We start from the raw sequence: 13763 nt of genomic DNA on the forward strand, positions 1-13763 counted from the left end.
TACTTCGTCAAGGACGTGCCAAAGACAAGATCCGGAAAGATCATGCGCAGGGTCATAAAGGCCAAGGCGCTGGGCAAGCCGGTCGGCGACATCTCAGCCCTCGCGAACCCCGAGTCCGTCGAGAACATCCCGCTCATAGTCTGAGCGCGGAATTTTATTCATTTTTTACATCTTTCAGCGACTGATGCTGCTTCGGAGGTTGTGGATTTTATAGTTCTTTGCGCCACTTCATGTAAATCCATTTAAAAGCTACTGGATAACTCATACTTCATAGATGATTTTATGTGACATGTGATATTATATCAACTTATGCGGAATACTATACTCCAGTTATCAGTGAAGCTTACTGCCTACTCACCAGAACCTGCGAGGACGATGAGTACCGATGACGGCGAGCTATTGCTCCAGCATCTCTGCTCACTAAGAAAGCAAAGACCTGAGAAATCTTGCTTCCTGGGATTCCTGCAGTTGGCCGCATTTCTCATCATCTGGAGGAGACTGTGAATTTTGAGACGACTTCGTTAATAAAGATACGAGGTTTAGGATTCATACCTGCTCTCACTTTTCCGGATATTCATCAGATGACCAGCTCCTGCAAGGGCTTCGTGAAAGACCGGTGGCGGCTCATGTTCGCGAACCATCGGAGATCTGGCCTGAGCCTGACTTTATGTGAAGTCTCTTTTCGATTTCGTCTTAAAATAACCAGCCGCCCTCGCTGGTCGCATGGTGTACTGGCAGAGGCACTGAACCTGTCGCAGTCGGTTGCTGATGCAGTTTTGAGCTGTCCTCACAGCCAGTCTCTTTGGGCGCGCTCAGAGATCCAGCCACACGTCTCCCATCTGCGCCTCGCATCTCGTGCGAGACGCTTTTATCTTCATCCCTATCAGCTCCATTCATGAGATGCTTAATCGCATGCGCCATGATACTGCTGGTCGCACAGGCAGTCGCGCATCCGCTTGAAGCCAGCGGAAGGGTGAGCAGCATATCGAGTGGTGATACGTTCATGGTAGACGGCTTCGGCCTGGTTCATCTCGCCGATGTGCGGGCGCCGGATGTCCATACAGCAGATGGCGTCCACTCAAAGGAGTACACCATGGAGAGGCTTCTGAACGTGCAGGTCTTTCTCGATATCGATAACATGACAGGATACCAGCCCGGTGGAACAACAGAGTGTCTTGTCTACCTCTCCAACCCGGATGGTACGCCAGACCTGCGAAGGCTCTTCAACAGAATTATCGTGGAGGCAGGCTTCGCGAATTTACACGATGACGAGAACGAGTTCGATCCGGCCTCGTGGTGATGGGCGCAGTTTTGACTCCAGATGGGTCACGTACGCGCACCCTTAACATGATCCCGGATCAGCCCTTCCAGAAAACCGGCTATGCCGCCTGGATAGCATACCTCGAGCGCGTCGAGCTCGGCCATCATCCTGCCATCGAGGCCGGCGCTTCTGAGAAGCTCTCTGTAGTGTTTATCTGCAGCTTTCTTGTCAGCCCTGACCATGGGGAGATGCAGCCTCGCGACCTGATCCGGGGTCAGAGCCACGTGAATCACCTGCATCCCCCGGAGAGCATTGCCGAGAGCACGTACGAAGGAGAGACCCGATGGGCTCAGATCCGCCATGCATAGAACAAGCGTTTCCCCACCTGTTGCTCTGCTGCGGAGATCCTTCAGGGCATCGTCCAGTCGTGCTCCGCTTACTGATACAAGGGTGATTCCATGCCGGTTGCAGACCGGCCAGATCAGGGGGTTGAGCGCAGATCGGTCGATCCACAGCTCTGCATGTGCTCCCGATGAAATGCGATCCGGGGTGAGCACATGCATGCCTGGCACCTCCTCCAGAAGTGCATCCCGTGGAATATACCCCAGTTCGGATGCGAGCGTGGCCCACTTGACCAGGCGGCTGGCATCGCTCTCATCAAACTGCCTTGTCACCCGTATCTCGCCCACAAACCCTCCGCATATCGGATAGTCAGGTTCGCATCTGCGAAGAGCATAATAGAAGAGAGACCTCACAGTCGTCCTGGGCCGGTTGAACTCCCCGAATACCTTCGCCACCCACCTGCACTTTGTCCTGCACGTCTCGGTCTCGACAAAGGGCTCTGCCATCGGCATCAACCTCTGTGGCATCGCTTATTAACCTGGCTCTCTGCAGCTGGCTGCGAATAAGCCCTCCTGATGTGAAAGGGCATTCCCGATATGACAATGCCTGCTAAGCCCCTCTTGAGCACCAATCAAATAAATTTGATTTAAATAATCTACCGTTGATTTAATATATCCCCTCACAGACTGTAGATTATGCCCAGATGGATATACCCGGATTTCGATCTAAGGCCATCGCGGCCTCTCTTCACGTGCATAATCTCAAACACGCATGTAGGAAAGATACCAGGAGTGAGCGCTGCTGGCGTCACGCCTGAGCTCACGTTTTACACGCCTGGCGCGGATGCTGAGCTGGTTGAGTTCAACAGGATCGTCACAATGCCAGGGCTCCCTGAGACGCCCGGAGGATGCCCTACGCCCGGCATAATCACAAGGGCCGCGCTGAGCCTGACCGGGGTGCCTGCGCTCTTCGTTGCCAGCGGCCTGGAGAAGAAGCCCGCTGTTCCATATGTTGAGCTTGGTGGTGCGGCAGGCGGAGATATAAGATATGTGCCAGGTGTGCCTGAGGCACCAGCGATAATGGAGAGGGCTGAGATTCTTGGAAGAAAGGTATCGGCCCTCTCAGACTGCATATTCATCGGAGAATCCATTGCCGGAGGCACAACCACAGCGCTAGCAGTGCTGCAAGCCATCGGATATAATGGGAGTGTAAGCAGCAGCTTTGATGCAAACCCGATCGAGCTCAAAATGGAGATCGTCAGGGAATCTCTGAGGAGATGCGATGCAGAGCCGGGGGAGTTCAGGAATGATATCATGCGGGCGATCGTGGAGTTCGGAGACCCGATGATCCCGTGCGCTTTGGGCCTTCTCAAAGGCATCGGCTCATCCACGCGGGTCGTCCTCTCCGGCGGAACCCAGCTCGCTGCGGTGCTCCTTCTGGCCAGGCGGCTTGGGATCGAGGGGGATTTCTCGATAGCAACAACGAAGTATGTGGCCGAGGACCGCAGCGCCAGCTTCAGGGATATCGTCGAGGATTCCGGATGGCCCTATTATGTCGTGGATCCCGGCCTTGGGAGATCGAAAATCCCCGTGATCCAGGCGTTCACCAGGGGTTTCGTGAAGGAAGGTGTCGGTGCTGGAGGGGCAGCGCTACTTGCGGGAATCCTCGGCGTAACGCAGGAGAGGCTGGTCGAAGAGACCGACAGGGTGCTGATGACTGTGGAGCTTCCAGGATGCGCATCCAGAGCATGAGCTTCCTCGAGAGGGGTTGAGAGAAAACAGTCTTCGCCCCTTTTTCGCAAACACGTGTGCACCAGGACAGCATTATCTGTTAGATGTTATTTTATAAATGTATATTTTATTGACTTCGATTCGCTGTTGCGCAAAGATCCATCGCACATCAAACTGCAACCCAGCATATCTGCGATCAGGCCGTCAAATCATGTGAAGATCACTCCATCCGCTGTGTTCAGAGATGACCCAAAGGGATTTATCCGGACATCATCTGTATTCGAATCACTGCTCAGAGGGCTGTGACAATGCAAGATAGATGCGATATGGCCTGCGACGGGTGTGATGCGCGTGGATCCTGCACAGATGAAGTGAAGCGCATGAGACGGATAAAAAGAAAGATGCTTGTGGGAAGCGGAAAGGGGGGCGTGGGCAAAAGCACGGTGGCGGCATATCTCGCGATCTGGCTGGCCAAGAAGGGGTACAGCGTCGGCTTGCTTGATGCGGATATAACGGGACCGAACATACCAAAGCTGCTGGGAATAGAGAATGAGCGCCTCACAGTGGGACCTGATGGCATACATCCTGCGACTGTTGGCAACATCAGGGTCGTGTCGATGGCCCTCATACTTCCAACATCAGGGACCTCGGTTGTCTGGCGCGGCCCGATGAAGATGGCAGCCATAAAGCAGTTCATCTCTGAGGTATGCTGGGGGGATCTCGATTACCTGATCGTGGATCTTCCGCCTGGAACGAGCGACGAGCCCATAAGCCTGGTCCAGCTGATACCTGATCTGGATGGAGTTGTGGTTGTCACAACACCGCAGGATGTCGCAATTCTCGATACGCAGAAATCTGTCGACATGTTCAGGAAGATGAATGTGCGCGTGATCGGTATGGTCGAGAACATGAGCGGTCTCGTATGCCCGCACTGTGGAGAGATGATAGATTTCGGATCAGGAAATGGTGAGATCTCTGCCAGGGATATGGGCGTGGATTTCCTGGGCTCGGTGCCCATTGATCCGGAGCTGGGCAGGCCATACAGATATCTCGATGGAGCTGAGGGGAGTTCACCCGGGCTCAGATCGATGGAGATGATAGCCTCCAGGATAGCCGGTGCGATTGACTGAGATGATGCTGCGGGTCTTCTTCAGGGGTGACGATCTGAACAGGGAGGCGCTCCGCTCTCTCTTCGAGAACTCCTTTCGCGGTCTTGGACTCTTCATGGAGTTCTCAGATCCACCGGAGCATCTGGAGGGCAGGAATGACGCTGCTGATATCCTGAGCACGCTATTAAGAAAAACCGGAGCGCATCCATCCATCTGGGTGGTCGATGTCGATATACACCTTCCAGGCGCAGGCTCGATATTCGGATGTGCTGCCGGGCGATGCGCCATAACCACAACATCTGGTTTGGGGAGAAATGCCTGGATGAACGTGGCCATGCATGAGATAGGCCACATCCTCGGGCTGGACCACTGCACTGCGCAGTGCCTCATGCAGCCAGCAAGGAATGAGGAAGAGGTTGAGAAACGCCCTTTCACACTGTGCGAGCAGTGCTTCTGTATCGCAAGGGAGAATATGCGGCGTGGGCCAGTCTCTGAAGATGAGCTGAATCCCATACATTAGGTTCCAGGAACCCCTGTCCGCCCTCAAAGCGCATCTTCGCCAATTGCCGGAGACCCAGGTTGGACCCGACCTTTTCGCGAGCAGAACGATCCTATCTCCTTCAGGCGTCTGCAAACACTGTGATGAGCCCGACCTCCAAAAACCTGCAGACTTCACCTGCGCCGCTGCCTGAGCCCTTCGAGCATCGCATCGTATCTCTGTTTGATCCGCTCAATTATATCGATATGGCTCTCCTGGTGTGTGGGTATTATGATATCAGCTTCTGCCCCTGTGTAATCAGCTGCTGCAGTCACACCGTTCTCTCCAATATCCAGATGCATGTCCAGGGCGATCTCTCTTGCGATCGGCGTCATTGGCCTCACCGGACCCAGGCCGTGGGCCATCGCCCTGTACTCCCTCAGGGCAGAGTCGATCTCTCCGATCAGAGCCTCTGCACCGGGCACATCTTTCAGCAGGAGCACCAGCCTCTCCACACCCTCCTTAAGCTTCGAGAATGTTGAAGTGCCGATCTCCACGAGTTCCCCAGAGTAGTGCTCTCTTATCCTCTCCGCATATCCCGGGGATGCTACAAGCAGCCGGATCTCCCTGAGCCTGGCAGCATCGCTATCGTCGGGCCTGTAGGGGTTCACCACCACGTAATCGATGCCAAGGCGCCTGGCCAGGCTTTCATATATGGGGGTGATGCCGATCATATCACGCTTTCTGACGATCATCTCCCTCAAGAACTCAGGGCTCGCTGACTGCAGGCCGAAGTACTCCGCGAACCCTCTTGTTGTCCTGAGCTCCCTGGTTCTGCCCTTCTTGCTCGCGCTTATCAGCCCCATCCTCTCCAGGATCCTGACGTGCTCGTAGCATTTGTTCCCGCGGATCCGCGCGAGCTCACTCTGCGTAATCGGCTGCCTGTATGCGATGACAGCGAGCGTGCGTATCACCGAGGAGTCGAGTTCCCGCGGCGCGATCATCGTCACTGCCTGAGCCAGATCCCCTCGCACCTGCATCACAAAGGAGCCCCCGACGGCTCTTACCTCGATGCCGCCACCACGAGATGCGTACTCCCTCAAAAGGGATTCCGCGGCATCAAGCACATCCCCGGCATCGAGCCCCGAGATGCCTGACATCTCCTCCACCGAGAGGGGCCGGCCTGCCGCAAACAGCATCGCCTCCACAAGAGCTTTAGCATCTGCCTTCGTCGTTCTGGGACCTCCCATGAGCAGTGATGTTCTCTTAATCCACATCCGGTGTGCTTTATGGATCAGATGGCAGTCTCTCTGGGTCTGAGATATATTTAAATTCGCTCCGGGTCTCATGGCTTTTGAATGAACGAGTCGGTTCAGAAGTCGAAGGAATCCGTGCACGATGCTGATGAGCTCATGTTCATGGTCAAGGGACTGCAGAGCTCAAACAGCTCCAGTGCCCAGATCATCGATATGCTCGAGATACTCGAAGGTCTGGCGCCATTTCTGGACAAGACCAAGGTGATAGAGCTCAAATGCAAAAACTGCGACAGCTACGCACCCTGCTTCTTCCCGCTGGAGGATGATTACGATGTCATCGATACGCATGCGTACTGCCATAAGAAAGGCCAGCCGCTGCACCATCTGACATTTCTCTCCATAGCTAAATGCAGGGACTTTTCAAGAAAGGCCCAGATGGAGCTGGCAGATATGGCGAAGATGATCATGGAAGAGCTGAGATCTGCTCTGCGGGACAGGAAAATCTACGACCACAACGAGTTCGCGAACTATCCCATAGCGTTCGAGCTGTCACAGGATTCAGACAGAGTTACGATCCAGCTCGGTCATCTCTCAGAGGATGGCACGTTCGTGATGGGTGATGCGCGCATTCTTCTGGTGAGAAGGCCGGATCCGAGGCTGGGAAACAAGGCCTCACAGATCGGCAGGGCCCTTCACGACAGCGATCTCGTTGTCCTAGTTGAGGCGAGCAGGTGCGCCATGAAGCATCTCGGGTTGAAGGATGCGGTCGGTAAGATCGCTGCCTCGCATGGCGTACCGGTCATCTACGATCCGTAACCGTCGAATTGTCTGAGGGGAAGCAAAACAAGAGCGATCGCGTTTGTCCATCAAATTTTGAGATGAGATCATTTTATCAGGCAATACATCTTGTTCTTTACGTCACTGCTCGCATCTCAGCGGCCACTCGAACTGGCGATCCGATGAACAGGTTTTGTGCTCTATTTTCAGATCGCCAAATTATGATGTCTTTGAGCTAAGCTTTATTATCGCCTCAGCAAGATCACCTCCGCACTCCATCAGCGCGGCTCTGGCCTCCTCAGGGCTCGCTCCTGTCTGGGAGACAACCAGCTCGATGTCGGATGGCGAAACTCTTGGATGCTCTGTGACATCTCCAGATATCTGGTAGCTTCTGTTGCCCTGTGCCTCCATTACGGCCACTGATGCATTCCTTATTACTATCTCCCTGTCCGAGGTTCGTATGACAACCTCCTCCACACCCTCTATCTCGTCGATGTTTATGCCCATGCTCTTCAGCATGCCCTTCATCTTCTTCGGGTTCATCCCCCGTCCGCCAAGTCCTGGAAACATAAGACCACCGCAGGCAAGATGGATATGGTTGGATTTATCCTTATCCGAGAGATACCCACCCCGAACCTGTACTTACTGGAAAGAGATCTGAGGATCGCTCTTATTGATTTAGCGACGTATACATGAGGATTCCTAAAAATCCAGCTCTTTGGTATAAATCCTATTTGATAAACGCATACAGCAGCACTTGCAGATCCCCGAACAGGAGGGTTAATGGGAATCCTCACATACCTTGCATCTTCACTTTATAAAGATATTATGGCAGAACATTGTGTCCAGCCAGAGGATGCGCAAGAGTTTCACCATAGCGAGCATTCTGCCAACAGGGTCCATCTCGCGGTTCAGCCTGATGAACTGGTAGTGTGCTGTGTACAGATAGAGGTTCTTCTTGGATACGCCTCTGAACGTTGCCATCCGTGGTCGATAGATAGAGAATTCCGCCTCCACAGTGTTGATAGGCACTCCACCACCCTTGCTGTACTCGCCGATAGAATGGTTCACACTTTCATGGCCTAGAACATGCTCAATACGTTGAGCTAAATTGCCATCTCGACGGATCTCTGGATGAACGACTCTGCCATAGCAGCTTCATTTGATCGGTAACTCAAGCACGCTCACCATATTGAGCAAATACATTTCAAGGCATCACTCATGTAAAAATTATTGATCCATTCCTGCGTCAGACAGCCTTAACCGATGACACATGGAAAACAATGTCAAGTTAGACTACCAGGAATATGTATGAGATCACTCCACTGTGACCTTCTTGACCCCTTCTATCTCCTTCAGAAGCGTAACGAGTTCCCCAGGAATCTTGCCCTCTGTGATGATTGTGAGCTTAGGGTCCTCCACGAAGAAGGGATCGTCAGATACTGCCTGGCGTATGCTCAATCCATGCTTTGCCACAGCTATGGCGACGTTCCCCAGAAGGCCGGTCTGTCTCGCATCGACAGGCGTGATCTCGATCACACCAAGCCCGAGCACAGGCGCGACATCCGCCAGAAAAGGCACGGATCTCACATTTTTGAATATCTTCCAGAGGTCCGGATCCTCGCGAATGGCCATCGCTGTTGTGTCGACCACTCTTCTATCAACATCTAGCTCTTTGGCTATCTGGGCGTGTGGAATTTCTATTGACCCGGAAGCGACCCTGCCGCGCTCGTTTATCTGGAAGCCCCTCGACAGTATCAGCCGAACGACCTTCTCTTGAGCAGGATAGCGCCTGAACTTGCCCAGGATCTGCTGCCACATTGAAGGCGCCTCCTCAGATGAACATCTCCCCCGGAGGCTCTTTAACATCGCGCTTGACGCGCTGGAGCGCATCCATCAGATGACGCCGCTCGACGAATCTGGAGTCCTCGATGATGGCCTGATGGAGTGCCACCTTCAGGATCTTGTCAACTAGGTCCCTGCCGGAGAAGCCCTCTGTCAGCTTAGCGATCTCTGCGAGGTCCCCCCTGACCTCCAGTGGCATCCTGCAGGCATTCCTCCTGAGGATCTCAAGCCTCTCCTCATAGGAGGGCAGCCTGAACTCTATCTCCTCCTCGAACCTCGATCTTATGGACGAATCGAGGAGCTCGATCTTGTTTGTCGCAGCTATCGTGCAGACGCCGCGTCTGGATGAAATGCCATCCATCTCTGTAAGCAGGGCGTTCACTATCTCTGACACATCGCCCCTGAGATCCTGGTAGCGCCTGTCCAGCGCTATGGCATCAATCTCATCTATGAATATTATGCATGGTGCGAGCTGCTCAGCCCGATCATAGAGGTTGTGGATCTGTCTAGCCCCCTCACCCACGAATTCCCCGATCAGTGATGTTGATTTCACTGGCAGCATGGGAACATTTGCCTCTGTGGCAAGAGCTCTGGCTATCATGGTTTTGCCTGTACCTGATGCTCCGTAGAAGAGTATGTTGCGGGGAGCCCAGCTACCAAACCTCTCAGGCTCCTCCAGATACCTTTTTATCACCTTAACCTTTCTCTTCGCATCGAGCTGGCCAACAACATCATCGAAGGAGGCAGGCTCCACGACAGCTGTGGGCTCTATCCTTTTCTCCACAACTATCGTTGTATCTGCTCCAATCACTGCCTCTCTGGGGTACACCTTCACGACCTTGAACGCGAAGTCTGGATAGAGACGCCTGTCGAAAAGGTATCCCCCGGCTCTGACGAGCTCGCCGTACCACTGCTCCTTAGCGTACCGCTCGAAGAGCACAGGATCCGATACGACAGGGGACTCCTGAAACGTGCTCTTGAGGGGGTATCCAGCAGGTCTGAGAAGCAAAAACCTCGCGCCGGTGATACGGTTTCTCTCAGTCTTTCCGCTCAAGCCCTTTACGCCGGTCTTCTGGATGGATCGCACAGATAATAACTCCCTCTTAAGATAGTTAAATGTATTGGATGCCTCCCAGTGCGATGTTCATCCGCACTGAGCGCATCCATATACCCTGAACAAGCTGCTCAAGTCTGGCGTGTGCAATGCCAGCTCTCGTCATGCGAATGCGTGGACCTTAAAAGCCACCCTCAAATCACGACCCATCCTGTGTCGAAGATATTCCAGCTCGGTCCGATGGATCCAAGGGTGTTATTTGCTGCTATCCTGAATGACGACCTTGTCTGGGCGAATTTCATGTTCCGCTCCCAGTTCTGGCCGAAGTCCGTGATGTAATGCGGCGCAGGGACGCTGCCGAGCACAACAGGTGCGATCTTCTCTGATGTGGCTGCCGGCTTGCCTGCAATTGGGAGAGGCTCAAACCAGAAGCTCTGACCCAGGAGTGGATGGTATCCCTGGATGGGTTGACCCGTCATGTTGATAGTGTATACAGGCTTGCTGAACTGTGCTACGACCTCACCTGCGCTGGGAGCGTAGCTCATCCAGACCGCGCCAGCCGAGCCGAGAATGATCGAACTCACAAGAATTGCCATAAGCATGTTCTTCCACATTGCAATACCCCACATTTTTATGCCTGTTTTACGATGTGATCATGAGATATATAGGTATAGGTGTGCCTGAGATCCACGCAGATGCATCACCGAGCTTGCCCTTGCAGGATCACTCTGCTGTTGTAGCTGATCTTTCCTTCAGAGATCACGTTAATGCCGGATCCAAACTGCACGAAGTGCACGAAGGGATGAGCCGGCATCAAGGCCTGCACGCCTCTGACGCACTGCGGTGATTCTGGGGATGTGGTATTTGCTAATATCGTGCGCGTGCTTGAGGTACTGATCAAGTGAAGCCGCTATCATCGGGCATAGTCATTCATCCAGAAATCTCTCAGGAGGGCATTTTAGCTCAACGTATCGAGCATGTTCCGAGCAAGTTATCAGATGGATAAGAGCGTTGAGCAAATACCATGTTCGGGATGAGCGTAGCTCAAAAACGCGCATCTTGTGGAACAGGATGCCAGAATGATGAAAGCTTTGACGCCCTCATCCATCCGATGACTTGCCGAAGAAAAGTCATGCTATGCGCTCGTTTCGACTTATCTTCGACTGCTTCGAAGAGTTTCGACGAAGTCTAAACTGTCGAAACCCTTCGATGTAGTCGAAGGCCTTGCGCTGGAATGAGCGCATTCAGCAACCTGCCGCGCGACTTCCAAGTTGCTGAATACATAAGAGCGAGCTTTGATTCACTGTTAGTTTCGTCCAGAAACGATCCGACACGGCAGATCAGATCTCCATGCTGTGCTTTATAGTATTCCGCATAAGCTGATTAAGAATATTATATAAAATGATCTTTGAAGCGTGATATATCCAGTAGCTTTTAAATGGATTTATATGAAGTGACGCAAAGGACTATAATGTGAACACCCGTCGTGAGAAGTCGCATGGATCCTCAAACCCGGAGGTGCTGCAGGACGACCATCAAGATGACCGACGATGCGGTTTTGGGACAACCCCAGATATCAAAGCCAGTTTTTCCTCTTGAAGTACACGACCGTGGTCACGACGACTGATGCCATGAGAATCAGCGTGGCGAAGTAGCCATATCGCCACTCAAGCTCAGGCATGTACCTGAAGTTCATACCGTAAATGCTTGCTATAAGTGTTGGTATCATGAATATTATTGTTATTGATGTAAGAATTTTTATTATGTTGTTCAGCTCATTGCTCGCGCTGGAGAGGTGGATGGAGATCATCTCTGAGAGCATATCGCGCATTATCTCGATGTTATCTATGACCTGTATCGTGTGATCGTAAACATCCCGCAGGTAAATGATGGTGTTCTCATGTATCAACGGCGACTCGCCTCTCTCGAGCCTGGTTATTACCTCCCTGAGCGGCCAGACAGATTTCCTGAGGAATATCATGGAGCTCTTGAGCTCGTAGATCTCTCTCAGGTTCTCCTCAGAGGGCTCCTCCACAAGCACCGACTCAAGCATCTCTATCCTGTCGCCAAGGCGCTCCAGTATGTAGAAGTAATTATCGACAATCGCATCAAGAAGCACATACGCGAGATAGTCGGTGCCTCTCCGTCGGATCTTCCCCTTTTCGTTCTTTATCCTCTCCTTGATGAGCTTGAACACATCCCCACCGCTCTCCTCAAAAGTTATCACAAAGTTGGAGCTGAATATCAGGCTGAACTGCTCTGAGGTTATCTCATTCGCTATCCTGTCGTAGTAAAAGACGCGCAGAACTATGAATATATAGTCACCGAAGTCCTCCATCTTTGGCCGCTGGCCTGTAATGATATCCTCGATTGTGAGAGGATGTATATCGAATATCTTGCCAAGCTTCTCCATGGTCTCGGTATCGCGAATTCCGTTTACCTTGATCCATGTGACCGTGGGCTTGTATCTGTATGGCGCACACTCCTCAACGCTCTTGACCTCTTCCTCCTGAAACTGAACCTCATCGTAATCGATGACCGTTATCCTGGCCTTCTCAGGTACACCGCGTGGCTCATACCGCTCGATGAGCTCCATGGGATCGAGGTCTATCTTGCTAACCTTTCTGGCTGCCAGGTCCTGCATTGGATACAGCCCCCGTAAATTCTCAGAACAAGGACGATATTCTCAGACCTTATCGTTTCCATTATCAAATAGTTTTCCGTCCATTCATGGGACCTGTCCGAATAACATTATTACCTCCTCGTGACGTTGTAGTAGCTTGACATTGTTCTCTACTACTATCTTCCGGCAACGTTAAAATAAAATATTTTCAATTTATATTGCCTTTCTACTTTAGAAAGGGGGTAGAGGCGATTGAGGTTTGATTTGAGGAGGCAATATATTTTTGTATTTATAACTATATTGAAGAATATTTGTATGAAGTATAACGATCACTTCTGGGTTGGGGCATGCGATGTGAGCAACCGTGGACGTCAGTACGTGGAGGGTTTGCTGTTAAACCGCGGTCGAGGGAACTGCAGCAGGTTTGCGAAGACTGTGAGGAAGAGCACCTCGCAGTCGTTGCAGAACTTCATCACGGATTCGCCGTGGGAGGAGAGGAAGGTCATAGAGAGGCTCCAGAGGGACATTGCAGAACTGATCGGAGATCCGGTTGAAGGTTCGATACACATAGATGAGACCGGATTCCCGAAGCAGGGCACCCATTCGGTGCTTAAAGGCAGTACTGCGGCCGGCTTGGTAAAGTCGATAACTGCCAGGTGGGCGTCTTTCTCGGATACGTAAACGGCTCACGTCGAACACTTATCGATGGTCAGCTGTACCTCCCAGCGGACTGGGCGAACAACAGCAGGCTGCGCAACAAATGCAAGGTTCCGAAGGATGTGAGGTTCAGGACGAAAGCCGAGATCGTGCTCGATATGGTGCTCAACGCCCGTAAAAACGGAGTCCCTTTCGGCTGGGTCGGAATGGACTGCTTTTACGGCGAACAGTCACATCTCCGGAATAAGCTCGATGCTGAAGGACTGATCTATATCGCAGACATACCCAGGGATACTCGAGTCTGGATCAAAGAGTCTGGATCAAAATGCCTGAGATCGGCATACCAGAACGAAAGGGAGATCGAGGCCGGATACCATCGCGCAAACGGGTTCTCGACGGTGAACCTGAGCCGATAGAGGTACAGAAGCTCAAAGACCAGATTCGGGATTGGTCTATTGTGAATGTCAGGGATACAGAGCGAAAGGCGCTCCAGATCGAGATCGCTGCTATACGAGTCCATCCGGTCGAGGACAGACTGCCCGGCAAGGAACAATGGCTCATAATCAGAAAAGATTCTGGAAGCTCATCATTCAAGTACCAGCTATCGAACGCACCATGTGATACTGAAATC

The 13763-nt window shown here is 52.4% G+C and carries 15 protein-coding genes; 7 read left to right on the forward strand and 8 right to left on the reverse strand.

The genetic code is table 11. The annotated features are described in order from the left end of the window. Positions 1–895: 895 nt before the first annotated feature. Positions 896–1300, forward strand: a complete 405-nt coding sequence (locus tag QHG98_09325; GenBank protein ID MDH7597917.1) for a hypothetical protein — start codon at positions 896–898, stop codon at positions 1298–1300. A 26-nt stretch (positions 1301–1326) separates the two neighbouring features. On the opposite strand, the gene QHG98_09330 is transcribed toward QHG98_09325, so the two are convergent. Beyond that, on the reverse strand, positions 1327–2109 hold the full coding sequence (locus tag QHG98_09330; GenBank protein ID MDH7597918.1) for a hypothetical protein: 783 nt from the start codon (positions 2107–2109) through the stop codon (positions 1327–1329). Between the two features lie 189 nt (positions 2110–2298). Here QHG98_09330 and QHG98_09335 point away from each other — a divergent pair, with 189 nt between their 5' ends. The 3 genes from QHG98_09335 to QHG98_09345 all read left to right on the forward strand — a co-directional run bounded on the left by QHG98_09335 (position 2299) and on the right by QHG98_09345 (position 4962). Further along, positions 2299–3354: a TIGR00303 family protein gene (locus tag QHG98_09335; GenBank protein MDH7597919.1), complete on the forward strand. Its 1056-nt coding sequence runs from the start codon at positions 2299–2301 to the stop codon at positions 3352–3354. Between the two features lie 359 nt (positions 3355–3713). After that, positions 3714–4463 (forward strand): Mrp/NBP35 family ATP-binding protein, encoded by a 750-nt coding sequence (locus QHG98_09340; protein MDH7597920.1) that lies wholly within the window; start codon positions 3714–3716, stop codon positions 4461–4463. A 1-nt stretch (position 4464) separates the two neighbouring features. Then, on the forward strand, positions 4465–4962 hold the full coding sequence (locus tag QHG98_09345) for a matrixin family metalloprotease (protein MDH7597921.1): 498 nt from the start codon (positions 4465–4467) through the stop codon (positions 4960–4962). A gap of 152 nt (positions 4963–5114) precedes the next feature. Here the strand turns inward: QHG98_09345 and scpB are convergent, their stop codons facing one another. Further along, complete coding sequence (scpB, locus tag QHG98_09350) at positions 5115–6197, reverse strand: SMC-Scp complex subunit ScpB (GenBank protein MDH7597922.1); 1083 nt, start codon at positions 6195–6197, stop codon at positions 5115–5117. An 81-nt stretch (positions 6198–6278) separates the two neighbouring features. On the opposite strand from scpB, the gene QHG98_09355 reads away from it, so the two are divergent. Beyond that, entirely contained in the window at positions 6279–6992 is a 714-nt protein-coding gene (locus QHG98_09355) for a hypothetical protein (protein ID MDH7597923.1), read from the forward strand. Positions 6993–7172: 180 nt separating this feature from the next. Here the strand turns inward: QHG98_09355 and QHG98_09360 are convergent, their stop codons facing one another. The 6 genes from QHG98_09360 to corA form a co-directional block, all read right to left on the reverse strand. Beyond that, on the reverse strand, positions 7173–7523 hold the full coding sequence (locus QHG98_09360; protein ID MDH7597924.1) for a nascent polypeptide-associated complex protein: 351 nt from the start codon (positions 7521–7523) through the stop codon (positions 7173–7175). Positions 7524–7763: 240 nt separating this feature from the next. Further along, positions 7764–7937, reverse strand: a complete 174-nt coding sequence (locus QHG98_09365; protein ID MDH7597925.1) for a hypothetical protein — start codon at positions 7935–7937, stop codon at positions 7764–7766. Between the two features lie 333 nt (positions 7938–8270). Continuing rightward, positions 8271–8774, reverse strand: a complete 504-nt coding sequence (locus tag QHG98_09370; GenBank protein ID MDH7597926.1) for an amino acid-binding protein — start codon at positions 8772–8774, stop codon at positions 8271–8273. 13 nt (positions 8775–8787) lie between these two features. After that, positions 8788–9885, reverse strand: coding sequence for an AAA family ATPase (locus QHG98_09375; protein MDH7597927.1), 1098 nt, complete (start codon positions 9883–9885; stop codon positions 8788–8790). A gap of 161 nt (positions 9886–10046) precedes the next feature. After that, positions 10047–10448, reverse strand: a complete 402-nt coding sequence (locus tag QHG98_09380) for a hypothetical protein (GenBank protein ID MDH7597928.1) — start codon at positions 10446–10448, stop codon at positions 10047–10049. A gap of 980 nt (positions 10449–11428) precedes the next feature. After that, positions 11429–12496 (reverse strand): magnesium/cobalt transporter CorA, encoded by a 1068-nt coding sequence (gene corA, locus QHG98_09385; protein ID MDH7597929.1) that lies wholly within the window; start codon positions 12494–12496, stop codon positions 11429–11431. A gap of 294 nt (positions 12497–12790) precedes the next feature. Here corA and QHG98_09390 point away from each other — a divergent pair, with 294 nt between their 5' ends. Both QHG98_09390 and QHG98_09395 read left to right on the forward strand, forming a co-directional pair. Further along, complete coding sequence (locus tag QHG98_09390) at positions 12791–13156, forward strand: transposase (protein MDH7597930.1); 366 nt, start codon at positions 12791–12793, stop codon at positions 13154–13156. Further along, complete coding sequence (locus QHG98_09395; GenBank protein MDH7597931.1) at positions 13132–13548, forward strand: transposase; 417 nt, start codon at positions 13132–13134, stop codon at positions 13546–13548. The genes QHG98_09390 and QHG98_09395 overlap by 25 nt, the downstream gene beginning before the upstream one ends. Positions 13549–13763: the final 215 nt, after the last annotated feature.

The organism is Methanothrix sp., assembly GCA_029907715.1.
Taxonomy (GTDB): Archaea; Halobacteriota; Methanosarcinia; order Methanotrichales; family Methanotrichaceae; genus Methanothrix_B.